The sequence below is a fragment of the Streptomyces sp. NBC_01485 genome, assembly GCF_036227125.1.
Taxonomy (GTDB): Bacteria; Actinomycetota; Actinomycetes; order Streptomycetales; family Streptomycetaceae; genus Streptomyces.
The window spans coordinates 8,037,911-8,063,092 of record NZ_CP109435.1 but is presented as its reverse complement, the minus strand read 5'-3'; the positions used below and the strand labels follow the sequence as shown (position 1 = coordinate 8,063,092).

General features: G+C 72.2%; 23 protein-coding genes. 18 read left to right on the top strand and 5 right to left on the bottom strand.

Translation table 11 applies throughout. The annotated features are described in order from the left end of the window. Positions 1-64: 64 nt before the first annotated feature. Complete coding sequence (locus OG352_RS35530; protein ID WP_329222564.1) at positions 65-883, bottom strand: phospholipid scramblase-related protein; 819 nt, start codon at positions 881-883, stop codon at positions 65-67. Positions 884-917: 34 nt separating this feature from the next. After that, positions 918-2,972, bottom strand: coding sequence for a phosphocholine-specific phospholipase C (locus tag OG352_RS35525; RefSeq protein ID WP_329222563.1), 2,055 nt, complete (start codon positions 2,970-2,972; stop codon positions 918-920). A gap of 503 nt (positions 2,973-3,475) precedes the next feature. On the opposite strand from OG352_RS35525, the gene OG352_RS35520 reads away from it, so the two are divergent. The 16 genes from OG352_RS35520 to OG352_RS35445 all read left to right on the top strand — a co-directional run bounded on the left by OG352_RS35520 (position 3,476) and on the right by OG352_RS35445 (position 21,237). After that, positions 3,476-4,000 (top strand): hypothetical protein, encoded by a 525-nt coding sequence (locus OG352_RS35520; protein WP_329222562.1) that lies wholly within the window; start codon positions 3,476-3,478, stop codon positions 3,998-4,000. Positions 4,001-4,329: 329 nt separating this feature from the next. Continuing rightward, positions 4,330-6,483: a hypothetical protein gene (locus tag OG352_RS35515; RefSeq protein WP_329222561.1), complete on the top strand. Its 2,154-nt coding sequence runs from the start codon at positions 4,330-4,332 to the stop codon at positions 6,481-6,483. A 143-nt stretch (positions 6,484-6,626) separates the two neighbouring features. Beyond that, entirely contained in the window at positions 6,627-8,135 is a 1,509-nt protein-coding gene (pelF, locus tag OG352_RS35510) for a GT4 family glycosyltransferase PelF (RefSeq protein ID WP_329222560.1), read from the top strand. Next, positions 8,132-9,550, top strand: coding sequence for a hypothetical protein (locus tag OG352_RS35505; RefSeq protein WP_329222559.1), 1,419 nt, complete (start codon positions 8,132-8,134; stop codon positions 9,548-9,550). Before pelF ends, OG352_RS35505 begins: the two co-directional genes overlap by 4 nt. Positions 9,551-9,716: 166 nt before the next feature. Beyond that, the gene (locus OG352_RS35500) at positions 9,717-10,718 is read left to right on the top strand and encodes a GDP-mannose 4,6-dehydratase (RefSeq protein WP_329222558.1); all 1,002 of its coding nucleotides are present in this window, start codon (positions 9,717-9,719) and stop codon (positions 10,716-10,718) included. 52 nt (positions 10,719-10,770) lie between these two features. Next, the gene (locus OG352_RS35495) at positions 10,771-11,484 is read left to right on the top strand and encodes a nucleotidyltransferase family protein (protein WP_329222557.1); all 714 of its coding nucleotides are present in this window, start codon (positions 10,771-10,773) and stop codon (positions 11,482-11,484) included. Positions 11,485-11,491: 7 nt separating this feature from the next. Further along, entirely contained in the window at positions 11,492-12,418 is a 927-nt protein-coding gene (locus tag OG352_RS35490) for an NAD-dependent epimerase/dehydratase family protein (RefSeq protein ID WP_329222556.1), read from the top strand. After that, a complete protein-coding gene (locus OG352_RS35485) occupies positions 12,415-13,077 on the top strand; it encodes a spherulation-specific family 4 protein (protein ID WP_329222555.1) in 663 nt (220 codons plus the stop codon). The genes OG352_RS35490 and OG352_RS35485 overlap by 4 nt, the downstream gene beginning before the upstream one ends. Then, a complete protein-coding gene (locus OG352_RS35480) occupies positions 13,074-13,913 on the top strand; it encodes an endo alpha-1,4 polygalactosaminidase (RefSeq protein ID WP_329222554.1) in 840 nt (279 codons plus the stop codon). The genes OG352_RS35485 and OG352_RS35480 overlap by 4 nt, the downstream gene beginning before the upstream one ends. A gap of 165 nt (positions 13,914-14,078) precedes the next feature. After that, positions 14,079-15,005 (top strand): hypothetical protein, encoded by a 927-nt coding sequence (locus OG352_RS35475; RefSeq protein WP_329222553.1) that lies wholly within the window; start codon positions 14,079-14,081, stop codon positions 15,003-15,005. A gap of 93 nt (positions 15,006-15,098) precedes the next feature. Then, entirely contained in the window at positions 15,099-15,671 is a 573-nt protein-coding gene (locus OG352_RS35470; protein ID WP_329222552.1) for a hypothetical protein, read from the top strand. Further along, entirely contained in the window at positions 15,668-17,833 is a 2,166-nt protein-coding gene (locus tag OG352_RS35465) for a hypothetical protein (protein WP_329222551.1), read from the top strand. The genes OG352_RS35470 and OG352_RS35465 overlap by 4 nt, the downstream gene beginning before the upstream one ends. A 62-nt stretch (positions 17,834-17,895) precedes the next feature. Then, on the top strand, positions 17,896-18,921 hold the full coding sequence (locus OG352_RS35460; protein ID WP_329222550.1) for a hypothetical protein: 1,026 nt from the start codon (positions 17,896-17,898) through the stop codon (positions 18,919-18,921). Positions 18,922-19,049: 128 nt separating this feature from the next. Then, on the top strand, positions 19,050-20,117 hold the full coding sequence (locus OG352_RS35455; protein WP_329222549.1) for an aromatic ring-hydroxylating dioxygenase subunit alpha: 1,068 nt from the start codon (positions 19,050-19,052) through the stop codon (positions 20,115-20,117). Further along, positions 20,114-20,302: a hypothetical protein gene (locus OG352_RS35450; RefSeq protein WP_093772324.1), complete on the top strand. Its 189-nt coding sequence runs from the start codon at positions 20,114-20,116 to the stop codon at positions 20,300-20,302. Before OG352_RS35455 ends, OG352_RS35450 begins: the two co-directional genes overlap by 4 nt. Then, positions 20,299-21,237: a PDR/VanB family oxidoreductase gene (locus OG352_RS35445; protein WP_329222548.1), complete on the top strand. Its 939-nt coding sequence runs from the start codon at positions 20,299-20,301 to the stop codon at positions 21,235-21,237. Before OG352_RS35450 ends, OG352_RS35445 begins: the two co-directional genes overlap by 4 nt. A 1-nt stretch (position 21,238) precedes the next feature. On the opposite strand, the gene OG352_RS35440 is transcribed toward OG352_RS35445, so the two are convergent. Both OG352_RS35440 and OG352_RS35435 read right to left on the bottom strand, forming a co-directional pair. Beyond that, the gene (locus tag OG352_RS35440) at positions 21,239-21,676 is read right to left on the bottom strand and encodes a glutaredoxin domain-containing protein (protein WP_329222547.1); all 438 of its coding nucleotides are present in this window, start codon (positions 21,674-21,676) and stop codon (positions 21,239-21,241) included. Positions 21,677-21,760: 84 nt separating this feature from the next. After that, the gene (locus OG352_RS35435; protein ID WP_329222546.1) at positions 21,761-22,429 is read right to left on the bottom strand and encodes an MmyB family transcriptional regulator; all 669 of its coding nucleotides are present in this window, start codon (positions 22,427-22,429) and stop codon (positions 21,761-21,763) included. Positions 22,430-22,657: 228 nt separating this feature from the next. Here OG352_RS35435 and OG352_RS35430 point away from each other — a divergent pair, with 228 nt between their 5' ends. After that, on the top strand, positions 22,658-23,311 hold the full coding sequence (locus OG352_RS35430) for a helix-turn-helix domain-containing protein (RefSeq protein ID WP_443072429.1): 654 nt from the start codon (positions 22,658-22,660) through the stop codon (positions 23,309-23,311). A gap of 32 nt (positions 23,312-23,343) precedes the next feature. Continuing rightward, complete coding sequence (locus OG352_RS35425; RefSeq protein ID WP_329224083.1) at positions 23,344-23,874, top strand: toxin-antitoxin system, toxin component; 531 nt, start codon at positions 23,344-23,346, stop codon at positions 23,872-23,874. Positions 23,875-23,905: 31 nt separating this feature from the next. Here OG352_RS35425 and OG352_RS35420 read toward each other — a convergent pair whose 3' ends face one another. Continuing rightward, a complete protein-coding gene (locus OG352_RS35420; protein WP_329222544.1) occupies positions 23,906-24,937 on the bottom strand; it encodes an alpha/beta fold hydrolase in 1,032 nt (343 codons plus the stop codon). Positions 24,938-25,182: the final 245 nt, after the last annotated feature.

The following is a 25,182-nucleotide window of genomic DNA, read 5'->3' as shown; positions in this document are numbered from 1 at the left end:
CGCTCGTAGTCGCCGTGGAAATGTGACACTTCCCCTGGGAAGTGTCACATTTCCACGGCGGGCATCAGCCCAAACCGCGCGCGTCCTGCTTGAGCGCGGTGTCCACGGTCAGGGCCGTGGCGACGACCAGGCTCAGCAGCGGTTCGGGCAGTTGGTAGTGGATCTGCAGGACGTAGTTGTCCGCGCTGGTGAACATCGTCTTGGCGAGGCCCTCCCAGGTCTTGGTGATCCGGGCGACCTCGTTGTCCGCGTGGTCGACGATCGAGAAGTTCCAGGCGCGCCAGTTCTCCGCCTTGATCGCGCCGACCTTCTGGCCGCCTGCCTCGATGGCGAAGTTGATCTTCCCGATCATGTTCTGCTGGACGATCTCACCGACCGGCTGCCCGTCGGGGCGCGTCACGATGACCCTCGACTTGAAGATCTTCGCGGGCCGGGTCAGCAGCAGCACCGGCTGTCCGTGGGTGTCGCGGATCTCCAGCCGGTGCGTCAGGTACTGATCGAAGCTGGCGACGAAGCGCAGGATCTTGCGCAGCGTGCTCTGCCCGACCTGGACGACCGAGCCGAGCTGGTTGCCCTGCTGGTCCATGACCTTGTACTCGTTGGTCAGCTCTATGAGCTTGGCCTTCTGGTTCACCACCAGCACGGGCTCGCTGAACAGGGTGCCGCCGCCGGGGCCGCTCGGTGCGACCCCGGCCTGCTGCTGCACCTGCTGCTGGACCCGCCCGTCCGGCCCGGCCTGCTGCGGCACCTGCGGCGGCGCCTGCCCCTTGCCGTCGGCGTGCGTGTGCTCGGTCCACTGGGCGCCGTCCCAGTAGCGCAGGGTCTGGGCCGCCCCGTGCGGATCGGCGTACCAACCTGAAGGTGTGTTCGAATGCGTGGTCACCGGCGCACACTATCCCGAAGGAGTCACAAGAAGGTCATTCCGTGACGATCGCCGGGTCGCTCACGCCCGGGTCGCCGTTCTCGACGTGTCCCGCGAACCGCCTGAGGAACGCCGGGTCGGCGGGGGACGTGACGGTGAGGTCGTACCACCGGCGGCTCGCGCGCAGGTCCACGGTGCGCTTGACCACGGCGCCGGGCCGCAGCTTCACGGTCGCGGCCGGCCCGCCGTAGCCGTCGGCCACCTTCAGCTCGACCGTGCCGGAGCCACGGTGGGTGAAGGTCAGTTCGACGCCGTCGCCGACGTGCCGGGCGACCACCTCGGGCCCGGCGGTCTTCCCCGCCTGCTTGAAGGCGCGCAGGAATCCGTTCGGGCCGTGCACGGTCAGGTCGTGCGCGCCGCCCGAGTACGCCGAGTTCCAGGTGTCGGAGACGGTCGCGCCCGCGCCGGTGGTGTAACTCCACGGCCCGTCGGTGCGGTTGCCGGAGGTGACCAGGAAGGCGGCGCCCGCCTCGGCCCCGGAGGCGAAGGTGAGGGTGAGGGTCCCGGCGGCCGGATCCACCGAACCGTCCACGCCGGGCGCGTACTTGAGCGGGCGGGTGAGGCGCGCGCCGCGCTCCTGCTTCGGCAGGACGGGCTTGACCGGCGGGGTGGGCACGTAGTCGGGGTGACGGACCTTGTCCGGGGGCCGGTAACCGGCGGTGTCCGGCAGGACGACCGGCCGGGTGTCCGTACAGGAGAAGTCGAACGCGGCGGTCAGGTCGCCGCAGACCGCCCGCCGCCACGGCGAGATGTTCGGCTCGTGGACACCGAAGCGGCGCTCCATGAACCGGATGACCGAGGTGTGGTCGAGCGTCTCGGAGCAGACGTAACCGCCCTTGCTCCAGGGCGAGATGACGAGCATCGGCACCCGCTGGCCGAGTCCGTAGGGGCCTGCGGTGTGGCCGATGTCGCCCTTGAAGACGTCCGGGCCGACGTCGACCGTGGACCGGCCCTGCGCGGCCGAGGCGGGCGGGAACGGCGGGAGGAGGTGGTCGAAGAAGCCGTCGTTCTCGTCGTAGGTGACGAACAGGGCCGTCTTCGCCCACACCTCCGGGTCGGCGGTCAGTGCGTCGAGGACCTGGGAGACGTACCAAGCACCGTAGTTGGCGGGCCAGTTGGGGTGTTCGGTGAAGGCCTCGGGGGCGACGATCCAGGAGATCTGCGGCAGCTTGCCGCCCTTGACGTCCTGCTTCAGCCGCTCGAAGTAGCCCTCGCCCGTGCGGACATCGGTGCCGGTGCGGGCCTTGTCGTACAGCGGGTCGCCGGGCTTCGCGTTCTGGTACTGCTTGAAGTAGAGGAGCGAGTTGTCGCCGTAGTTGCCCCGGTAGGCGTCCTGGATCCAGCCCCAGCCGCCCTTCGCGTCCAGGCCGTCGCCGACGTCCTGGTAGATCTTCCAGGACACCCCGGCCTGCTCCAGCCGTTCGGGGTACGTCGTCCAGTTGTAGCCGGCCTCGTCGTTGCCGAGAACCGGGCCGCCGCCCTTGCCGTCGTTGCCGGTGTATCCGGTCCACAGGTAGTAGCGGTTGGGGTCGGTGGAGCCGATGAAGGAGCAGTGGTAGGCGTCGCAGACGGTGAAGGCGTCGGCGAGCGCGTAGTGGAAGGGGATGTCCTCACGGGTGAGGTACGCCATCGTGGTGGCGCTCTTCGCAGGCACCCACTTGTCGTACTTGCCCCCGTTGAAGGCGGCGTGGCCGTCGTTCCAGCCGTGCGGGAGGTCCTGGATGAAGGCGAGGCCCAGGTCGTCGGCGTCGGGGTGGAACGGCAGGACGTCCTTGCCGCCGCCGTCCGCCTGATGCCAGACGGACTTTCCGTCGGCCCGGGTCACCGGGCGCGGGTCGCCGAAGCCGCGGACGCCTCTCAGCTTGCCGAAGTAGTGGTCGAAGGAGCGGTTCTCCTGCATCAGGACGACGATGTGCTCGACGTCCTCGATCGACCCCGTGCGGTGGTTCGCGGGCAGCGCGGCGGCGCGCTCGATGGAGCCGGAGAGCGCGGTGAACGCCGTGGTGGCGCCCGCGAGTTGGAGGAAGCGGCGCCGGTTGACTTCGGGCATGGGTGAGGCACCTCTCGTACGGAAGGGTTCGGCCGGCCGGTCTCGTGACGGAATGCGCGCGCAAGGAGTGTGACAAGAGCACCGAACGTGCGGGAAGGGTCGGATGACGCCGATGTGAAAGTCGAAGGTACGGAGGATGTGCGGCGGGCCAAGAGATCGCCAAGCGGCCCCAACAGCCGGGCACTGTACGGGAGTCGGGGCGGGACCGGATGACGGAGGCGGGTGGCGGGTGGCGGGTGGCGGGTGGCGGGTGGCGGGTGGCGGAGCGGAACGGCCGGTATTGCGCCAAACCGTCCGGCGGGAGGCGCGGCGGCGTCCGACCCCGCCCGGCACACCGATCCGCTGCGTCACACCCTCGTCACCGTGCGCTGACGCGGATCTTCCGGCGCGTCCACGGATCCCGCACGCCGCCTCCGCGCGAGACGCACTTCCGGCCGAACGGCGTGCGCGGCACGCCGGGCGGGGCAGACGTCGCTCGCGGGGCCTGCCTAGCCTCCCGGGCCATGCGATCACCTCTGATGAGACGTCTCGGCCTCACCACGATCCTCGCCCTCGTCCTGGCCGTCTTCGGCCTGGCCCCCGGCGCGAGCGCGGCTGCCGCGAAGGCCGAGCTGACGTTCGCCACCGACAGCGCCACCACCACACCCGGCGGCACGGTGAACCTGTCGATGACGATCACCAACAACCACACCTACGACATCTGGTTCGTGTACCAGACGATCGATCCGACGTGGCTGACCACCCAGCGCCCCGACCTCAAGTACGGCTTCACCGGCTGCACCCTGGCCACCGCCGCGGGCGCCACCCCCTGTTCCGGGACCGGCCCCGCCAACCTCGGCGCCAACTACGGCACGACCGTCCCGCCCGGGCAGAGCCGCACGGTCACGCTGACGCTGCAGGTCGCCGCCGACTCCGGCTGCAACGGGAACATCGGTTTCTACTCGTACTTCTACGCCGAGTTCAGCGACAGCACGAACCTCAGCGGCGGGCCGGTCTACACGCCCGAGACGCGCGTGCTCTGCGCCTGACGGTGCGTCACCTGATGATGCGTCAAACAAGCGTTATCAGAACGGAGTAGAACACCGAAACCTTGCCCGGCGGGCCCGATCGGCCCGCCGGTGCGAAGGCGCGCGGACGGAAAAACGCCCAATCTGGTTGCGAAAAAGCACTGTTGGACACTTTAGCTTTCCGTCATGTTTCGCAACATGACCACGAAAGCCACACACAGACCCCATTATGTTGACGCAACAGAAGCGACGACGGCCGGCTTCTGAGGGGGACGCCGGCGTCGCGCAAGGGGGGTGCGCCCGCTCCAGGGAGCGGCGATCACCCCTGCCCGGGGAGGGGACTTCACCGCATGAAGCGGACCACACGTACCACCGTGCTCACGGTGGGCGCGCTCATCGCCGCACTCGGCCTGCCGGCCGGTGCGGCCCAGGCCGACGGCACCACGCCCCGCATCGATCTGCGGGTCCTCGTGGTGAGCGACGGCGGACCGGCCACCGACGCCATCGCGGCCGAACTGGCCGCCGCCGGAACGCCGTTCACGAAGGTCGACCTCACGCAGGCCGGCCGGCCCGTGATCGACTCCGGTTTCCTCGCGGACACCGTCGCGGGCCGGCCGCGCGCCAAGTTCCAGGCGGTCGTGCTGCCCAACGACAACCCGTTCGCGGCCGGCTCCGCCGAGATGACGGCCCTCGCGTCCTACGAGCAGACGTACGCGATCCCCCAGGTCGACGCCTACACCTACGCGCGTCCGGAAGCCGGTCTGCAGTACCCCGTGTACGGCGGCTACTCGGGCAGCCTCGACGGTGTGCAGGCGGCGGTGACCGCGGCCGGGCAGGCGGGCCCCTTCGGCTACCTCGACGGGGCGGTGCCCTTCGAGGACAACGACCCTGCCGTCGGCGAGAGTTACGCCTACCTCTCGACGCCGGCGGCGGGCGCGGACTTCACGTCGTACGTAGACGCACCGATCCCGGGGAGCTCGACGCGGGGCTCGCTGGTGGGCGAGTACAAGCACGACGGGCGGCGCGAACTCGTCGTCACCTTCGTCTACAACCAGTACCAGCAGCAGTTCCGGCTGCTGGCCCGCGGCATCGTGGAGTGGATGACCGGCGGCGTGCACCTCGGTGCCTCCCGGAACTACTTCGCCGTCCACGTCGACGACGTCTTCGCGGCCGACGACCGCTGGAACACCACCCTCAACTGCACGCCCGGCGACGTCGACTGCACCGACCCGAGCGCCACGCCCGACCCGATCCGCATGACTCCCGCCGACGTCGACCACGCCACCGCCTGGCAGACGAGCAAGGGCTTCACCCTCGACCTGGCCTACAACGGCGCGGGCAGCGTGGACCAGCGCGCGGACAACGGCGGCGTGGACCTGCTCGCCGACAGACTCATCGCGAACAAGGCCAAGTTCCGCTGGATCAACCACACCTACACACACGCCTTCCTCGGCTGTGTGCAGAACACCACGGTGGTGCCGTGGAAGTGCGCCACGAACATCGACGGCTCCACCCGGTGGGTGAGCCGCACGGAGATATCCGACGAGATCGCGGGCAACCGCGTCTTCGGCCAGAGCGCCGGACTACCCCTGGACACCAGTGAGTTGGTGACCGGTGAGCACTCGGGCCTGAAGGTCCTGCCGCAACAGCCCGTGGACAACCCCAACCTGGCGCTCGCGCTCACCGACAACCAGATCGCCTGGACCGGCTCGGACAACTCCCGTGACCCCGGCCCGCGTCAGGTCGGCTCCGCCACGACCGTCCCGCGCTATCCGATGAACGTCTTCTACAACGCGGGCCACGCGGCCGAGCAGGTCGACGAGTACAACTGGATCTACACCAGCCGCGCCCAGGGCGGCAGCGGCATCTGCGAGGACAACCCGGCCACCACCACCTGCCTCGCGGCGCCGCTGAACAACACCACCGGCTACACCGACCACATCGTGCCGCTGGAGACGAAGATCGCCCTCGGGCACGTGCTGTCCAACGACCCGAAGCCGCACTTCATCCACCAGTCGAACCTGGCCGAGGACCGCATCGCCTACCCGGTGCTCGACGGCGTCCTCGACGGCTACGCCGCCCTGTTCGCGGCCGACACCCCCGTGGTGAACCTGCGGATGAAGGACATCGGCACCGAGCTGCGACGCCGGGCCGCCTGGTCGGCCGCCCTGCAGTCCGGCCAGGTCACCGCCTACCGCATCGGCGGCGTCGTCACCGTCCAGGCCCCGGCCGGGGTGGCCGTGACCGCGACCCTGCCCACCGGCAGCACGCTGACCGGCGCCGCCTTCGGCACGGCGTACGCGGGCGGGGTGTCCGGCTGGACGTCCTCCGCGGGCACCCCGCTCACCCTGACCCTGCCGGCGACCGCCGCGGCCCCGGCCGGCCGCGCCTCCGGCACCGTCAAGATCAAGGCCAAGGTCAAGGTCAGGATCCCGAAGCCGGCCCCCCGCACCCGAGTCCCCGCGGCCGTCGCCAAGCAGGTGCCGCACACCGCGCACAACTGAGCGGCGTACCGGCCCAGGGGCCGACCCCAGGACCGACCCGTCCGGCCGCAGCGCGCAGCGCGCGGCCGGACCCCGCCGGTCAGCCCCGTCCCAGGGGCGCACCGGGCAGGAACCACCCCACACCTCGGCCGTGGAGCACATCGATGCACGTTCACGACGACGCGCGACGCCTGGGCGCGACGCGCGTCACCCTGCTCACCGAAGGCACCTATCCGCACAGTCACGGCGGCGTGAGCGTCTGGTGCGACCAGCTCGTCCAGGGCATGCCCGACGTCGACTTCGACGTCATCGCCGTCACCGGCACCGGGCGCGAACCCGTCGTCTGGGAGCTGCCCGCCCATGTCTCGCGCGTGCTGTCCGTCCCCATGTGGGGCGCCCCGCCCGAGGGCCGCGCGCCCCGGGGCCGGGCGCATCGCCAACTGGCCGCCGCCTACGAGCGGTTCCTGACCGCACTGCTCGATCCGGCGGCCGAGGACGGGTTCGCGCCCGCCCTGTACGCGCTGGCGCGGGCGGCGGCGGACGGGGCGCTGAGCCCGTTCCTGCGCGGCGACCGGGCCATCGCGATCCTGACGTCGGTGTGGAACCGGCCGGGCCTGGCCGTGCGCGAGGCCGGGCCGACCCTGCACGACGCGCTGACCGCGACGGCGCTGCTGGAGCACGCGTTGCGCCCGCTGGCCGTGCCGCCGCCACGGACGGGGGTGGCGCACGCGGTGAGCGGCGGGGTCGCCGTCCTGCCTGGCCTGGCGGCGCTCGAACTGCACGGTGTGCCACTGCTGTTGACGGAGCACGGCGTCTATCTGCGGGAACGTTACCTCGGCTATCGGACCGCCCCCTACCGCTGGCCGGTGAAGGCGGTCCTGCTCGGCTTCTTCCGGCTGCTGGCGCAGGAGAGCTACCGCCGGGCCGCCCTGATCACCCCCGGCAACCGCTACAACCGGCTGTGGGAGGAGGAGGGCGGCGCCGACCCGGAGTCGATCCGCACGGTCTACAACGGCGTGGACCCGGCCGCGTTCCCGCCGGCCGGACCCGAGCCGGAGGTGCCCACGCTGAGCTGGGCGGGCCGGGTCGACCCGATCAAGGACCTGGAGACCCTCATCCGGGCCTTCGCCCTGGTCCGCGCCCAACTCCCGCACGCGCGGCTGCGGTTGTTCGGCGGGACACCGCGCGGCGGCGAGGCCTACCGCGAGCGGTGCGAGGCGCTGGCCGCCGAGCTCGGGCACGCGGACGCCGTGACCTTCGAGGGCCGCGTGGACGACATCAAGGACGCCTACGCGGCCGGCAACGTCGTGATGCTGTCCAGCATCAGCGAGGGCTTCCCGTTCACGCTGATCGAGGCCATGTCGTGCGGACGGGCGACCGTATCCACCGACGTGGGCGGGGTACGGGAGGCCGTCGGCGACACCGGGCTGGTGGTGCCGCCGCGCGATCCGGCCGCGATGGCGCGGGCCGTGCTGGAGCTGCTGGGCGCCCCCGGGCGGCGGCGGGCGATGGGCGAGGCGGCGCGCCTGCGGGTGATCGAGCAGTTCACGCTGCGCCAGACCATCGACACGTTCCGCTCCATCTACCTCGAACTGCCCCTGCTGGAACGGGAGTCGGAGTCGGCGGGAGCCGCCCTGGAGGCGCTCGCGCCGGTCGGCACGGTGGCCGGATGAGCGGGCCGATATCCCTCGACCCCGGCGGCGCCGAACAGGACACGCTGGCGCTGCGGCTCGCCGACACCCGCCCGCCGCGCCGCCGCCCGCGCTGGTCCTTCGACGACACCACGCTCGCCGTCCGGCTCCCGCGGCAGGGCCCGGACGAGGAGGCGGTCAGCCGGCTCGCCGCCGAACTGGCCGACGGTATCGGCCCCGCCGTCCATCCCTACGAGGTCGCCGCGCTGCTGGAGGCGGAGGGCCTGTCCGCCGCCCTGATCAAGGAGCGGTACGGCCACCCGAACCTCTTCTCGCTCGCCGCCGCGCTGTACGAGCAGGTGCCGCGGACGTTCCCGGAGCCGGCGCGGGCGGCCGACCCGTGGCGTCCGGACACCGTGCGCTGTCTGCTGCGGGGCGTGCTGTTCGCCCTGCCGGGCCTGGCCTATCTGCTCACCGCTCCCCTGTGGAACGCCGGCCGGCACGCGCCCGCGCTGATCGTGGCGGGGCTCGTGTCCTGGGCGTGGGGGCAGGCGCTGGGCCACCGGGCCCATCTGCGGCTGGCGACCGGGCGGCGGGAGGCGGGCCGTACCCTGCTGATCGGCGCGCCCGTGGGGGCCGTCGTGGCCACGGCGGCCGCGGCGCTGCTGACCCGGGGCGGCCCGGTGACCCTGGTCGCCGGCGCGCAGTCGCTGTATCTGGCGGCGGCGGGGGTCCTGCTCGTGCTGGCGCGGGAGCGGCTTCTGCTGGCCGCGCTGACCCCGCTGATCGCCGGGGCGGTCGTCCTGCCCTGGTGGGAGCCGGGCGACCTGCTGCGGGCCGGGCTGCCGGTGCTGGCGCTGCTGGCCGTCCTCGCGGTGACCGGCCGGGTGCTGTGGGGTGCGCTCGCCACGGCGGCCGTGCCCGGCGCGACCCGGCCGCGCCTGCTGTGGTCCCTGCCGTACGGCCTGTTCGGGCTGGCGGCCGGGGTGCTGGTGCTGCTGGAGGGGCGGCGGGAACCGTATGCGGTGATCCTGCTGACGGTGAGCATGGGACCGGCCGAGTGGCTGCTGTACCGCTACCGCGGGCTGTCGGTCGCCGCACTGCGCGCCACGGCCACGCCCGCCGGGTTCCTGCTGCGCTCGGCGGGCATCCTCGGCCTCTGTCTGCTCGGCTACCTCCTGCCGCTGCTGCCCGCCGCCCTGTTCACGGGCGCCGATCCGGCCGCGCTGCTGCTGCTCGCGGCCACCCTGTGGACCGCGCTGCTGCTCCAGGCGTTCGGCGTGGCCTGGCCGTCGGCCGTCATCTGTCTCGCCGCCGCCGGGAGCGGCGGCGCGGTCACCTTCCTCGGACTGCCACCCGGCCCGGCCCCGGTGCTGACGCTGTGCTGCGGCGCGGCCGCGCTGTGTCTGTCGGCGTGCGCGCTGTGGCAGCTCGGCCGCCCGGCGCCGCACGTCTGACCAACGACCTCCCCCGTCCGAACAGCGACCTCCGTCCTGCGGCCCGGCAGCTCATCCGCACGCCTGTCGTCCCACCCCCGCATCGCACGACCCGCATCACGCACCACCCGCATCGCACCACCTGCATCGCACGACTCGCATCGAACTTACGGGAAGGACACCCGAGTTGACCTCCGTACCGCTCGCCGCCGTCACCGGAGCCGAGGGTTTCATCGGCTCGCACCTCACCGAGGCGCTGGTCGCCTCAGGACACCGGGTGCGGGCCATGGCCCAGTACAACTCCTTCTCCTCGTACGGCTGGCTGGAGACCCTGCACCCGGACGTCCTCGACCAGGTGGAGATCGTCCTCGGCGACGTCCGCGACCCGGGCTCCGTGCGCGGCCTGCTCGAAGGGGCCGACGTCGCCTACCACTTGGCGGCGCTGATCGCGATCCCGTACTCCTACCAGGCGCCGCACAGTTACGTGGACACGAACGTCACCGGCACGCTCAACGTGCTGGAGGCGGTGCGCGCGCTGGGCACGCCCCGGCTGGTGCACACCTCCACCAGTGAGACGTACGGCACCGCGCAGACCGTGCCGATCACCGAGGACCATCCCATCAACACCCAGTCGCCGTACGCCGCTTCGAAGGCGGGCGGGGACCGGCTGGCCGACAGCTACCACGCGAGCTTCGACACCCCGGTGGTGACGCTGCGGCCGTTCAACACCTTCGGTCCGCGTCAGTCGATGCGCGCGGTCATCCCCACCGTGATCGGTCAAGTCGCCGCCGGGGAACGGACGATCACCCTCGGCGACCTGCGTCCCACGCGGGACTTCACGTTCGTGAAGGACACCGCGCAGGCGTTCCTCGCCGTGGGCGGCGCGGACGCCGGGCAGGTCGTGGGCCGCACCTTCAACGCCGGAACCGGCGGGGAGATCTCGGTCGGCGATCTGGTCGCGCTGATCGGCAAGGTGATGGACTCCGCCCTCGACGTGCGCGAGGACACCGCCCGGATCCGGCCCGCGAACTCCGAGGTGATGCGCCTGGTCGCGGACGCGAGCCGGCTGACCGCCGCCACCGGCTGGCAGCCCGCGCACAGCCTGGAGGAGGGGATCGCTCACACCGTGGAGTTCTTCCGCGACCCGGCCAACCTGGCCCGCTACAAGACCGGCATCTACAACATCTGATCTCTCCCGTCCGGCACGTTCCCGCACGCACATCGACGAAGGAGGAGCCCCCATGCACGCAGTGATCCTGGCGGGAGGCAAGGGCGTCCGGCTGCGGCCCTACACGACCGCGCTGCCCAAGCCGCTCGTTCCCATCGGCGACCAGCACGCCATCCTGGAGATCGTGCTGCGCCAGCTCGCCACGGCCGGCTTCACCAGCTGCACCATCGCCATCGGCCACCTCGGCGAGATCATCCGCGCCTACGTCGGCGACGGCTCCCAGTGGGGCATGTCGATCGACTACGCCACGGAGGAGAGCCCCCTGGGCACCATGGGCCCGCTGCTGACCCTGCGCGAGCGGCTGCCCGAGACGTTCCTGGTGATGAACGGCGACGTCCTGACCGACCTCGACTACGCGGACGTCCTGAGCAAACACCGGGAGTCGGGAGCGGCGCTGACCATCGCCACGTACGCCCGTAAGGTGCACATCGACTTCGGCGTGCTGACCACCACCGACAGCAGAGTCGTCGCCTTCACCGAGAAGCCGAGCATGGACTACCGCGTCTCGATGGGCGTCTACGGCCTGTCCCGCACCACGCTCGACGGCTACACGCCCGGACTGCCCCTGGGCTTCGACGAGTTGGTCCTCGACCTGCTGAAGGCCGAGAACCATCCGCACGCCTACGACTTCGACGGATACTGGCTGGACATCGGCCGCCCGGACGACTACGACCGGGCCAACGCCGAGTTCACCAGCCGCAAGTCCCATCTGCTCAAGGGAGCCTGAGCACCGCATGCGCATTCTCGTCCTGGGCTTCACCGGCTATCTGGGCGGCCACGTCGTCGAGCGGCTGCGCACCCTGCCGGGCGCGCTGGTCCTCGGCGCCGGCCGGTCCCCCGCCGCCGACCACGTCGTCGACCTCGCGTCGGCGCGCCCGGAGGAACTGGCGAAGACCCTGGCCTCGGCCGCGCCCGACGCGGTGGTCAACTGCGCGGGCGCGACCGGCGGCGACGCGGTCACCCTCGCCGAGGTCAACGCCCGCGGACCGGCCGTGCTGTGCGCGGCGCTGCGTGAGGCCGCGCCCTCGGCCCGGCTGGTGCATCTGGGCTCGGCCGCCGAGTACGGGCCGGGGGTCCCGGACACCTCGGTGACGGAGTCGGCGGCCACCCGGCCGGCCGGCCCGTACGGCGCGACGAAACTGGCCGGCACGATCGCGGTGACCTGCTCCGGCCTGGACGCGGTCGTGCTGCGGGTGGGCAACCCGGTGGGGCGCGGCGCACCGCCCACCGGGCTCCCCGGCCGGCTCGCGGGGCTGCTGCGCGCGGCCGGTGCGGAGAGTGCGGCCGACCCGGACGGCGCGGACGCGGTGCTGCGGCTCGGCGACCTGTCCGCGTACCGGGACTTCGTGGACGCCCGCGACGTGGCCCGGGCCGTGGCGGACGCGGTGACGGCGCCCGGCCCGCTGCCCCCGGTGCTCAACATCGGCGGGGGCCGGGCGGTGCCGGTGCGCGAGCTGGTGCACGGCCTGGCGGCACAGGCCGGTTTCCGGGGCCGGATCGAGGAGAACGCGGCGGGCGGCGGTTCGGTGCGGGCGGCGGAGGTGTCCTGGCAGTGCTCCGACATCACCGCCGCCGAACAGGCGCTGGGCTGGCGCCCGGCCCACACCCTCGACGAGGCACTGGCCGCGCTGTGGGAATGGGAAGGCGACCGCGCGCCGTGAGCCTGCTGATCCCGCTGTACGTCCACCCGGCCGAGGACCCGGGCGCCTGGGCCCGGCTGATCAAAGCCGCCGGGCGCACGTACGGGGTGATCATCAACCCCGCGAACGGGCCGGGCGAGGGCCCCGACCCCGCGTTCGCCGCGGCGGCCGGCGCGTTGCGGGCGGCGGGCGCGCGCCTCCTCGGCTACGTCGACACCGACTACGGGGTGCGCGATGGCGCCGAGATCGCCGCCGACGTCCGCCGGCACCAGGAGTGGTACGCGGCCGACGGCTGCTTCCTCGACCGGGTGACGGCGACCCCGGAGGCGCTGCCCGCCTGCCGCCGCCTGGTCCGCGCGGTGCGCCGGCTCGGCGCCGGCCCGGTCGTGCTGAACCCCGGTGTGCACCCCGCGCCCGGCTACGCCCGCCTCGCCGACCTGACGGTCACCTTCGAGGGCCACTGGTCGACGTACGTGTCGGCGTTCAGCAGACCGGCGTGGGCGGCCCGGCACCCGCCCGAGCGGCTGTGCCACCTCGTCTACGGCGTGCCCGAGGCGCTCGTCCCGCTCGCCGTGCGCACCGCGGGCGAGCGGGGCGCGGCGGTCTGCGGTCCGGTGACGGGCGAACTGCCCAACCCCTGGGCCGCGTTGACGCCCGCCCTGACCGGAGAGACGTCATGAGGCACTCGGTACGGAACTCGGTGCGGCACTCGGTACGGGCGATCCTGCTGGTGACGGTGCTGGCGTTGGCGGGCTGTTCCGGAACGGGCGGCGAGGACGGCGAGGACGACAACACCCGCTCACCCTCGCCCACTTCATCCCCTTGGCGGCCCCGTCCCGGACTGGCCTGGCAGTGGCAGCTCGACAGCAGGGTCGATCCGTCGGTGGACGTGCCCGTCTACGACATCGACGGCTTCGAGAACACGGCGGCGGACGTGTCCCGGCTGAAACGTGACGGTCGCAGGGTCATCTGTTACATCAATGTGGGCGCATGGGAGGACTTCCGGCCTGACAAGGACACGTTCCCGCGCTCGGTACTGGGCGAGGAGAACGGCTGGGCGGGCGAACGCTGGCTGGACATCCGGAAGGTCTCCGTGCTGCGTCCGATCATGGAACGGCGTTTCGACATGTGCCGCGACAAGGGCTTCGACGCGGTGGAACCCGACCTGGTGGAGGGATACGGCAACAAGACCGGTTTCCCGCTCACCGCCGCCGACCAGCTCCGCTACAACCGCATGATCGCGGAGCTCGCGCACGAGCGCGGCATGTCGGTGGGCCTCAAGAACGACCTGCCGCAGATCCCGCAGCTCCTGGCCGACTTCGACTTCGCGGTCAACGAGGAGTGCGCCGAGTTCGACGAGTGTGCGCAGCTCAGCCCGTTCATCGCGGCGGGCAAGGCGGTCTTCCACGTGGAGTACGCCGAGCCGACGAGCAGCTTCTGCGCCGAGTCCCGCCGGCTGAAGCTGTCGTCGATGCAGAAGAAGCTGGAACTGGGGGTATGGCGCAAACCCTGCTGACACCTCGAAAGGCATTACTGACGCCTCAGAGGGCAAATCATTTCACTTATGTTCCTTATTGACTGAATGTAATGAAGCTATCGCTTTAGGTGTTTTATCCTTTAAACTCTCCGCCATCACGCCAGGGAGCGCGCCGGGGGCGCGTGTCGGGGGGAGCTGGTTGCCGTGCGCCGTAGAGCGTTTTTCACCACTCTGTTGGGCTGTGCCGCGTTTCTCTTCTCAGTCGGTTTCTCACTCGGCGTCTCCGCGGTACCGGCTCAGGCCGCTGACCCGGTCGCCCCGTACGTCGAACTGACGCCGAACTTCGGGCAGTTGGCGCCGGGCGGCACCGCACTGGCCGTAGACGCCCTGTTCCACAACACGCTGGCCACCGCCATCACGGACAGTTTCATCGTCGCCGTGGGCATCCGACTCGCTCCGCCCGCCGCACCGCTGACGCCCCAACAGGTCACCGTGGAGTGGTTCGACGTGGGCGCGTCCGTGTGGCGGGCGGTGGAGTTGACGCCGGGCGACACCGCGCTCTCCGGTTTCCTCAGCACGGACGCCGGTGCCCCGTCCGTGGGCTCGCTTCCGGCGGGCGGGACCGCCCGGATCGGCCTGCGCATCTCGCTCGCCGCCTCGGTACCGACGGCGACCACCCTCCAGTTCGTCACCCAGGGCCTCGTCCAGCCCAGCCCGCTGGTCGACCCGGTGGCCCTGATGGACGGCAAGGCGTCCTACGCCGTCACCACGACACCGACGGCCGGCGACTCGGCGTCAGCTTCGGCATCGACGTCACCGTCCGCGTCCGTGTCCGTGTCCGTGTCAGCGTCCGCCAGTGCCACCCCGAGCGACTCCGCGAGCGGCAGCGCCTCCGCATCCAGCGCCGCGTCCACGACACCGTCCTGGTCGTTCCCGTCCGCTGTCCCGTCCGCCGTCCCGACGCTGTCCGCCGTACCGGTTCCGTCGGCGTTGAGCGGCGGCACCGGAGGCGATCAGCTCGCGGACACCGGAACCCCGGCGGTGGCCGCCGTCGCCGGCGCGGCCGCTGTCGTGTGCGCCACCGGGGTCGCCCTCGCCGTGACCCGGCGCCCGCGCCACGGGCGGGACTGATCCCGGCGGCCACCGGGACCGCCACAGAACGAGGACGAGGACACGTACGAGGACTCGTACGTGCACCACCGGTCCGTCCCACGGGAGGAATTCATGCACCATCACACGGGGCAGGACGTCCTGCGTGACCTGGTCCGCAGCGTCGCGCCGGCCGAAATGGAGAAACTGGACGAGACCTGCCGGGCCTACGCCGCCCGGCCGTACCGCCCGCAGCCCCTGCACCGGCCGGCCGGCGACCCGCTGGGCGACGGCGTCCAGACGGCCGTCCTGCTGCCGGTCCTCGTGGCCGTGGTCGCGCAGATCCTCGCCGACCTCGCCTCGGGGCGCATCCGGGCGGGCGGCAGCCGACTGGCCCGGTGGTGGCGGCAACGCCGGCAGCGCCGCGCCGCGACCGAGGGCCGACGTGCGGCGCTGACCTCCGCCGTCCCCGAACTCTCCGACGTGACGCGGCAGGAACTCACCGACTGGGCCGTGGCGCAGAGCCGGGCCGCCGGCCTGTCGCACGCGCAGGCCGCGGCGTGCGCCCACGTCATCGTCGTGGCCGTGGTGCAACCGGACGCACAGTCGGACGTGCGGTCGGACGCGGAGCCGGCGCGCGGCCCGGTGCCGGACTCCCACGCGGAGCCGGGTGACTTGCAGGCGCCCGCGAACACACCGCCGTCGTGACCGGAGCGCCGGGCGCCGCCACGCCCGCCGCCGACCACCAGGCCCGCCGCGAGGCCGCTCGCACGCTCGTGTCCAGCCCGCTGCCCCTGCCGACCACAACTCGGCTGGTGCTGCTGGTCCTTGTCGCCGGCGCGGGAGCCTCGTTCGCCGCGTGGTGGTGGCTGGTCCTGGGCCGGGACAACTGGCCGGGCGCCCAACTCGCCTGTCTGCCCGCCGCCGAGGCCTCGCCGGACGCGGTGCTCGCCCGGTTCACCGGCTGCGTCTACGACGTCCGGCTGGCCCAGGCGGCGGTGGTGCTGTGCGGGCCGCTCGCCCTGCTGGCCCTCGCCCTGGTCTGCCGGGCCGCCGGACGCCGGCTGAGCCTGTGGCTGTGGGCGGCGGCCCCCGACCACTCGTCGCTCTCCGAACGTCTCACCGCCGTCCTGCCCGAGCCGTCCGATGCGTCCGAGCTGTCCCAGGGCGGCGGCCCCCGGCCGAAGTTGTGGGTGCGTCAGCGGCGTGTCGGTGTCCTGGCCCGCGCGTCGGGCACCGTCCGGGACCCGTGGATCGTGGCCGACTCGAACGTCTTCAACCTGCCCGATCGGCAGGTGGAGGCGAAGTTCCGGCACGAACTGGCCCATCTGCGGCTGCGGGACGTGGACCGGGTCCGGCTCGCCGTCGCGGCCTGGTGGATCCTGGTCACGGCCGTCGTCCTTCCGGTGGGCACCGCCCTGGTGCTGGACCCCGGCCTCCTCGGCACCGGCCTGCTGGTGCGGATGACGCTCGTCCTGGTGATCGTGCTCCTCACCCTGTGCGCGGTGCTACGGGTCCGGGAACACGACGCCGATCTCGGCGCGGCGGCGGATCCACGCGCGCCGTGGGGCGCCACCGCCGACCACATCGGCTCCGGCCTCCCGCCGAACCTCCGCCAACGGCTCCTGCGCGCTGCGGGACTCGCCAGCCATCCCACCACCGCGACCCGCCTCGACGTGCTCGCGGACCCCGCCCGGTCCTGGGGGATCCCGGCCGCCGAGTGCCTGACCACGGGGCTCGGCGCAGGCCTGTTCTTCACCGACCTCGCCCTGCTGGTCGGGGTGTTGATGCCCACACAGACCCAACTCGCCTACGTCATCACGGGATTGCTGACCGGCTGGGCGATGGCCGGAGTGGTGACGGTGGCCTGGTGGCGGGCGGTCGCGGTGGGGCACCGGGACGCGTCCGGATGGCGCCCGCCGCTCGCCGGGGCCGCGCTCGGGCTCGGCGTCCTCGCCGGAAGCCAGTTGTCCGGCCGTGCGGCCGGCGACTGGATACACGACACCGGGACCGTGGACGGACTGGCCACGGCGCTCTCCCTCACCCACGCTCCCCGGCCGCAGGTGCTCGGCCTGGCGCTGGCCCTGGTGATCGGCGGGGCGTTGTTCGCCACCTGGACCACGTCCCTCGCCCGGGCCGTCCGGGCCACGGTGACCGGGCCGCGCTCGGCGCCTGCGTGTGCGGCGGCCGTCGCCCTCTCCGGGCTCCTGATCGCCGTACCGCTGGGCAGTTGGTTCCTCTTCGCCCGGCTGACGGCGGCCCGCGCGGCCCCGGACATCCGCTGGGGCGTGATCGACACGACGTGGTGGGCGACGGGCGTCGCGGCGAGCGTCTGCGGCGCACTGCTCCCCCTCGCGGTGTCGGCCGGCCGCCGCGCCGGGAGCCGGGCGAAGGCCGCGACGCAGGGACAAGGGTTCCGGCCTGTGGCGGTGCTCGCGGTCGCCGGGATCGTCGTCGCGGCGGGGGCCGGGTGGGCCACGGTCGGCGACCGGTTCTCCGGCCCCCCGGCCACGGTCACCGTCCGGCCGGGCACGCCGGACGCATCGGACGCGTCGCACACGTCGGATCCCGGCGACGACGAGACCGTGCCCATCGGCGAACTCCCCCTCCTCCCGCCCAAGAAGGAGCGCACGGCTCAACTGCGCGCCGACACCGCCCTCGTGTGCCGCGCGCTCACTCTCGGCGGCACCGGCATCTGGACCGACCCGCAGCGCCGGCGGGACACGGCCGACCTGCTGGGCGGCCTCGACGACACCGTGCTGCGGGCCGCCTCCACCGTCCTGCTGCGCGACCCGACCGGACCGGTGGACCGCGACGCGCTGGTGGCGTCCCTTCTCCGCTGCGACCTCTACTTCCGCTACCACCGCTGACCCGCGACGACGACGCGCTCGACGCCCCGCCCCTCCCCACCCCGACCTCCGAGGAGGCATGCGTGCATCAGACACCCACCGCGACGACCACCACCGGACGAAGGCGACTCCGGTTCGTCGTCGCGCCGGTCGTGGTGGCGGTGCTGGCCACGGCCCTCACCGCGTGCGGCGACACCACCGACCACGCGGACACCGTCGTACCGACGGACCCGTCACCGTCCGCCACCCCGCCGCCCCCGACCGCGTCCACCCCGGCACCCTCCGGCTCCCCGTCTCCGTCCCCGTCTCCGTCCCCGAAGACGTCGGCGGGCTCCCCGTCGCCCTCGGGAAGCCCGAGCGGAACGAGAGGCTCAGGTACATCCAAGGGCGGCGGCACCGGGAACGGTGGTGGAGGTAACGGAGGCGGCGGGGCCGGGAGTTCCGACGGCAGCGGAGGCGGATCGGGCAGCAACGGAGGGGGATCAGGCGGCGGCAACGGCGGTTCCGGCGGCCGCTCGACGCCTAGGCCCAGCACGCCCACCACCCCCGCCACCCCGAAGCCGCCCACCTCCAGCGCGGTGCCCTCCGCACTGCTGACGACTCGTCAACTGCCCGCCGGGTACGTGAAAACCGTGCTGCAGAACGATCCCCCCACCCGCTCCGACCACCCCGGGTGCCTCGGCACGCTCAACGCCCTGGAGTCGTACCGCAGCGCCCGCCCCGGCGCGGTCGAGGCCAGGGTCACGTTCGCCCAGAGCCAGAGCGGGCCGTTCTTGCAGGAGGTGATGCGCTGGCTGCCGGGCACGGGTGCGCGCCAGGACCTGGAACAGGCGGCGGCCGTGCTGCCGGGGTGCGGCGAGTTCACGATCGGCTGGAACGACGGCATGACCGGCACGGAACGGGTGGTGGCGCACGGTTCGGCGGGCATCGGCGACGCCTCGTGGCACGCCACGGTCACGACGACCAACGAGACGTTCACCGTGCAGGAGACCCTGGTCCTGGTGGTCGTGGGGAAGACACTGGTCGTCCTCAGCGAGGCGGGCAGCCCCACGGCCCCCTCCCGCTCCCGAACCGTGTCCCTGGCCCGCACCGCGACCGCAAGCCTGTGACCTGCACCTTCACAGAAGCACTTCCGTCTGGCAGAAGCCCCCTTGCCGAGCTGCCGCAACCCTCACGAACCTGGGTCCAACCACGGCTCGCGGGGCGACGGCGCCCCGCTCTCAGGGACGGGAACGCCATGCCTCACACGACCGCCTTCGCCAGGAACCAGTGGTACGTCGCCGCCTACAGTCATGAGGTCGGGCGCGAGGAGCTGCTCGGCCGGACGATCCTCGGTGAGCCGCTCGTCTTCTACCGCACCGAGGAGGACGGGACGCCCGTCGCGCTGCACGACCGCTGTGTGCACCGCCGCTTCCCGCTGTCCGAGAGCCGGCTGGACGGCGACCGCATCGTGTGCGGCTACCACGGCTTCACGTACGACACGACCGGCGCGTGCGTGTACGTGCCGGGGCAGAAACGGATCCCGCGCACCGCGCGGGTCACCTCCTACCCGGTCGTCGAGCAGGACGCCCTGGTGTGGGTGTGGATCGGCGACCCGGCGCTGGCCGACCCGCAGACCATCCCGCGCGCCCGGCACCTCGACTCCCCCGGCTGGACGACCGTCCGCGGTATGGAGCCCATCGACGCCGACTACGGACTGCTCGTCGACAACCTCCTCGACCTGTCCCACGAGACGTATCTGCACGGCGGCTACATCGGCACCCCCGAGGTCGCCGAGACGCCGATCACCACCGAGGTCGACGAGGGCGCGGGCATCGTACGGGTCAGCCGCCACATGGACGACGCCGAGTGCCCGCCGTTCTACGCCCGTTCGACCGGCATCGAGGGCCGCATCACCCGCTGGCAGGACATCGAGTACCACGCGCCCTGCCTGTACCTGCTGCACAGCCGCATCGCGCCGGTGGGCGTCCTGCCCGAGGCGGACGGCAGCGACCCGAACGGCTTCCACACCGAGATCACGTACGCGATCACCCCGTCCGCCGACGGCAAGGTGTACGACTTCTGGATGGTCTCGCGGGACTGGGCGACGGACGACGACGAGGTCACCGAGTTCCTGCGCGGCAACAACCACACGGTGGTCATGCAGGACGTCGACGCGCTCAACCTCCTGCAGAAGACGCTCGGTTCGGAGCGGACCGGGTACCAGGAGCTGAGCATCAACATCGACACCGGTGGCCTGGCCGCCCGCCGTATCCTCGCCCGGCTGGTGGAAGAGGGCGACAAGCCCGTGGAGAAGGTCCTGTGAGCACCGGCGCCACCGGCGAGATCTACCGCATCGACTGGCTGCCGGGCACCGACGTCCTGCACGGCACCTGTCACTGCCGGGCCGAGCACTCCTCGCAGGACCCGATCGAGATGTGGGAGTGGATGCTCGGCCACCCCGAAGGACACGAGCCGCAAGGACACGAGCCGCAAGGAAGCCCTTCATGAGCGACGTGCACGAGACCGAACTCATCGTCGTCAAGCGCGAGTTCGCGGCCGACGGCGTACTCGCCCTCACCCTGCGCCACCCGCTGGGCGAGCCGCTCCCGGCCTGGGAGCCGGGCGCCCACCTCGACGTCGTCCTCGGCCCGGGCCTGGAGCGGCAGTACTCCCTGTGCGGCGACCCGGCCGACCGTTCCGCCTGGCGGATCGCGGTGCTGCGGGAACCGGACGGACGGGGCGGATCCGCCTACGTGCACGAGCAGTTGGGGCAGGGCGACAAGGTACGGGTGCGCGGCCCGCGCAACCACTTCGCCCTGCGCCCGGCCGCGCGGTACCGCTTCATCGCGGGCGGGATCGGCATCACCCCCGTCCTGCCGATGCTGGCGGCGGCCGAGGCGGCGGGCGCCGAGTGGACTTTGCTGTACGGCGGACGCTCCCGCAACTCCATGGCGTTCACCGGGGAGTTGGCCCGGTACGGCGACCGGGTCACCGTCGCCCCGCAGGACGAGGCCGGGCTGCTGGACCTCGGTTCGGTGCTGGACGCGCTGCCCGAGGGCACCCTGGTCTACTGCTGCGGTCCCGGCCCGCTGCTCGACGCGGTGGAGGCGCGCTGCCCGTCCGGCGCGCTGCACGTCGAGCGGTTCCAGGCGAAGGAGCAACCGGTCGGTGAGGACGGCGAGTTCGAGGTCGAGCTCGCGCAGAGCGGCCGTACGCTGACCGTCGTGCCGGGCGTCTCCGTCCTCGACACCGTGCGCGCCTCCGGCGTCGAGGTGCTCTTCTCCTGCACCGAGGGAACCTGCGGCACCTGCGAGACCGACGTACTCGAGGGCACGCCGGACCACCGTGACTCCGTCCTCTCCGACGAGGAGCGGGAGGCCGGGGAGACGATGATGATCTGCGTGTCGCGGTGCAAGGGGAAGAAGCTCGTCCTGGATCTGTGAATCAGGCGGAACGGGAGAGCTGTTCGCGCACCCATTCAGGGTCGGGGTTGGTGTGCGGCCGGCCCGCCACGACGACCGTGGGCACCGTCTCATTGCCGTCGTTGGCTGCCCTCACCGCTGCCGCTCCGGCCGGGTCACGCCAGATGTCGACCCAGTGCAACTGGCGGGCGCTCCTGCCCAACCGGATGCGCAGCCGCAGGCAGTACTTGCAGCCCGACCGCCAGTAGACGACCGGCCGGCCGTCGACCGCGCTACGGCGTCGTGCCTCCAGCGCACCGATCGATCTCGGGAAGACCAGAGGCGAGTGCACGCCTGCGAGCAGCACGAACACCAGCAGGAGTGCTGCGGCTTCGCCGGCGCTCCCACTGAAGACGAGCCCGGTCGCGACGACTGAGCCGCAGAGCACGAGCAGTATCGGCAGGATCCAAGTGCGCGTCATGATGACGCAGGCTATCGACCCGCCGACCAGGGCGCCGTCGGCGACCTGAACGCCGACGGTGCCCGGTCAGGTCCCGGGGATCGCTCAGGCCTCGGGGGCCGGGACCACGCTGAGGTGGCTCGCCGTGCGGCGCACGGTGCGCTTCCTGCGGGGTGCGAACACCGGGCGGGTGTCACGCAGCACCATCGTCAGCCGCGTGTACCCCATGTCCTGGAGGGTTCTGGGGGTGTCACCGACGATACGGCACTCCGTGGCGCCCCAGCGCGGATCGGGGTGCAGAAGCGGGCGGACGGCCCCGTCGTGCTCGACGGCCTCCTCGCCGACCGCGCGGATCCAGTGCGGCAGCCCGTGCCGGTAGGCGGCCTCCATGATCGGGTCCTGGGCGATGTCGCGGCGGATCGCCTGCAACCCGTGGTCGTGGCCGTGCCGTTCCACGGCCGCCGCGAAGCGGGCGAGCATCGGCAGGCACCAGCCGGCCTCGTGGTCGCCGAGGACCGAGGACGCGTCCGGATGGAACAGGACGAACCGCAGGAAGTTGTCGCCCGGCAGGGCCGTCGGATGCGTGCTCACGTCCCGGAAAAGTGACGCGAAAGCTGTGTTGGACAGCACCACGTCCCAGCGGTGGTCGAGGACGACGGACGGGAAGGGGACGGCCTCCAGGTATGTGGCGTAGTCCTGCAGATACGCCCGGGCCTCGGGACTCTCGGGGACGGGCCGCGGTACGGACCGCCGCTCTCCTGCCTGATGTGCCATCGGGAGGTCACCCCTCTTGCCTATGCGGCCTTCTCGCGGCGCCCCGATCCTGCTGCCCCGACGCGAGGGATGTCAACTATCGTGGCATTCCATGCTCGTTGACGGCTGAAATTGGCCACAGTTGTGGCGAGACCTGGATGTGAGTTCGAAAAACCGGCTACTCTCCACGCAGTTCAGGCGACCGTCCATGCCTGTATGAGGGACGTGAGAGACCTAGGAGACCTGTCGGTGTCGGAGGATGGCTTCGAGGTTCCGGGCGCCACGGCGACGGTGCTGCTGTCGGCCGTCGTCGTCCGTGTCGCCACGCTCGCCGACCGGCTCGGCGTGCCGCACGCGGAGGTCTTCGGCACCGGGCGGCTGTCCGTCGCCTCGGGAGTCCCGGAGTCCGTGGTCAAGGCCCTGCTGAGCGGCCGGCCAGCCGGTGAGCCCGATGTGCAGGCCCGCTTCCTCCAGCGTCTGGGCCTGTTGCGCCGCACCCGGCTCAAGCCGAACGGCCGCAGATACACCCAGCAGGAGATCGCCGACGGTGCCGGCATGTCGCGCCAGCAGGCGGGCGCCCTCATCAACGGCGACCGGCGCCCCACGATGGAGCACTGCGACGCCCTCCAGCGCTTCTTCCGCGTGCACGCCGGCTTCCTCACGGCCGAGGACCCGGAGGCGCTCGCGGGCGCCCTCCAGCACACCGAGCAGGAGCTGCTGCAGAAGCTCGCCGCGCGGGAGGCCGCCGCGGCCGCCACGGACCCGCTGGAGCGGCTGCTGCAGGACCACGGCGTGCGCGGGATCGCGTGGCGGGCCGCTCAACTGCCCACCGACCAGCACCGCGACAAGGTCGCCGAGTGGCTGGACATGCTCCTGGAGAGCGTGAAGCGGCCCGAGTCGTGATCCGGGGGAGAACTGTGAGCATCGCCAAGGAAATGCGCCGCCTCAGCGGCGAACTGGTCGCGGAACTGACCCTCCCGGCCCCGGCCGCGCCGGCCGACCTGTACACCGCCCTGTGCGCCGGGATGAGCAGACGGCGCGGGCGCCCCGTGCACTTCCGGATGGCCGCCTTCCCGGCCGACACCGCCAGCGGGCTGTGGCTGGACATGGCCGACCAGGATCTCGTCGTCATCGAGGAACGCACCGCGCCCGAGCACCAGTTGGTGATCCTGGGCCACGAGCTGTGGCACATGAAGGCGGGCCACTGCAGCCATCACGTCGAGGGCGCGGCGGTCGCGGCGCGTTTACTCACCGACGGGGCGGACCTCCAGGCGACGGTCCGCAGTGTCGCCGCGCGCACCCGGTTCGACCTGGCCGACGAGAAACAGGCCGAGAGCTTCGGCCTGCTGCTGGCCAGCAAGTGCCGTACGTGGCTGGCCGGTTCGTCACCCCGGGGACGCGGACAGCGGGACCAGCTGGCCGGACGGATCGAAGCGTCGCTCGGCTATCTGGGGCCGCAGAGCTGAGCCCCGATCGCGCCGCGCCCGGACGCTCGCGTCAGGTCGCGCTGCGTTCGCCGGCGTCCCGCAGGGCGCGTGCCGCGCCGTCCGAGAGGCCCGTCGTGCCCGCCCCGGGGCCGCCCTCGCGCAGGAGTGCGCGCCAGTGTTCGCGGCTCCAGTCGGCCGGGGCCGTGGTGCGGGTGAACTCCTCGACGAGGGCACGGAACCGAGCGGGGTCGCTGTGGAACGGAAAGTGCCCGGCGCCCTCGAAGATCTCCAGCCGGCTGCCCGGCATCGCCTCGTGGGCGCCGTACGCGTGCCGCACGGGCACCACGCTGTCCCGGTCACCCCACAGCAGCATCGTCGGCATACCGGCCGTCAGATAGCAGCGGTCGAGCATGGTGACGACCTGACCGCGCCAGTCGACGACCGCGCGCAGGGTGCGGACGAAGGCGTTGCGCGAGGTCTCGTCCGGCAGCGCGTCGACGAGGTGGAGCAAGTCGGGTGCGTCCTGGCCCAGATCGGTATCCAGCAGCTTCATCAGCCGTACGGCGAGACCGACTTGGAGCCTGGCACCCGGCAACCGGAGTGCGGACAGCGCCAGATGAGCGCCCGGCAGGGACACCAGCCGCAGGGCGGGGGTGACCTCGCGGCCGACTCCGCCCGCGCTGACGAGGATCAGCCGTTCGGTGCGCTCGGGGAACTGGTAGGCGAACTGCATCGCCACTCCCCCGCCCAGCGAGTGCCCGACCAGGGTCGCCGACTCGACGCCGAGCGTGCTGAGCAGATCGCGCAGGCCGTTGGCGTAGGCGGCGACCGAGTAGTCGGCGCGGGGCTTGTCGGAGGCGCCGTGGCCGAGGAGGTCGGGGGCGATGACGGTGTGGGTGCGGGCGAGGCCGGGGATCAGCTCGGCCCAGGTCGCCGAGGAGTCGCCGATGCCGTGGATGAGGACCAGCGCGGGACCCTCGCCGGCCATCCGGAAGGCGCGCCGGTAACCGTGCACGACCCGGTACTGCAACTCCAGTTCCCCGTCGCCCACCGGGCGCAGCCGTGTGGCACGCGCGGGGCGCCGCTGCGGAACGTCGACCACCCGCTCGCCTCCTGTCTCCCTCTGTTTCCCTGGCTGTCCTGCCCCGGCCGTCGGCGGTTCGCCGAAAGCCCTTCACACCAGCGTAGGACCCGTTTCCGTCAGGGGATTTCGAGCAGGTTTCGCCTCCGCTAAGCGGGCGAACCGTCGTGGAGCGAGGCCGGATTGTCGGTGGTGGGCGGCAAGCTGGGAGGTGCGCCGCCGCACGGGGGCGTACGCGCCGTCAGGGGCGCGGGGGAGACGACGCC

Excerpts from the sequence above, each read along its gene's own strand:
- OG352_RS35505 (WP_329222559.1), top strand. The coding sequence starts at position 8,132 with ATGAGCGGGCCGATATCCCTCGACCCCGGCGGCGCCGAACAGGACACG.
- OG352_RS35520 (WP_329222562.1), top strand. The coding sequence starts at position 3,476 with ATGCGATCACCTCTGATGAGACGTCTCGGCCTCACCACGATCCTCGCC.
- OG352_RS35495 (WP_329222557.1), top strand. The coding sequence starts at position 10,771 with ATGCACGCAGTGATCCTGGCGGGAGGCAAGGGCGTCCGGCTGCGGCCC.
- OG352_RS35435 (WP_329222546.1), bottom strand. The coding sequence starts at position 22,429 with ATGGCACATCAGGCAGGAGAGCGGCGGTCCGTACCGCGGCCCGTCCCC.
- OG352_RS35445 (WP_329222548.1), top strand. The coding sequence starts at position 20,299 with ATGAGCGACGTGCACGAGACCGAACTCATCGTCGTCAAGCGCGAGTTC.
- OG352_RS35525 (WP_329222563.1), bottom strand. The coding sequence starts at position 2,972 with ATGCCCGAAGTCAACCGGCGCCGCTTCCTCCAACTCGCGGGCGCCACC.
- OG352_RS35470 (WP_329222552.1), top strand. The coding sequence starts at position 15,099 with ATGCACCATCACACGGGGCAGGACGTCCTGCGTGACCTGGTCCGCAGC.
- OG352_RS35425 (WP_329224083.1), top strand. The coding sequence starts at position 23,344 with ATGCGCCGCCTCAGCGGCGAACTGGTCGCGGAACTGACCCTCCCGGCC.
- OG352_RS35455 (WP_329222549.1), top strand. The coding sequence starts at position 19,050 with ATGCCTCACACGACCGCCTTCGCCAGGAACCAGTGGTACGTCGCCGCC.
- pelF (WP_329222560.1), top strand. The coding sequence starts at position 6,627 with ATGCACGTTCACGACGACGCGCGACGCCTGGGCGCGACGCGCGTCACC.
- OG352_RS35515 (WP_329222561.1), top strand. The coding sequence starts at position 4,330 with ATGAAGCGGACCACACGTACCACCGTGCTCACGGTGGGCGCGCTCATC.
- OG352_RS35480 (WP_329222554.1), top strand. The coding sequence starts at position 13,074 with ATGAGGCACTCGGTACGGAACTCGGTGCGGCACTCGGTACGGGCGATC.
- OG352_RS35490 (WP_329222556.1), top strand. The coding sequence starts at position 11,492 with ATGCGCATTCTCGTCCTGGGCTTCACCGGCTATCTGGGCGGCCACGTC.
- OG352_RS35440 (WP_329222547.1), bottom strand. The coding sequence starts at position 21,676 with ATGACGCGCACTTGGATCCTGCCGATACTGCTCGTGCTCTGCGGCTCA.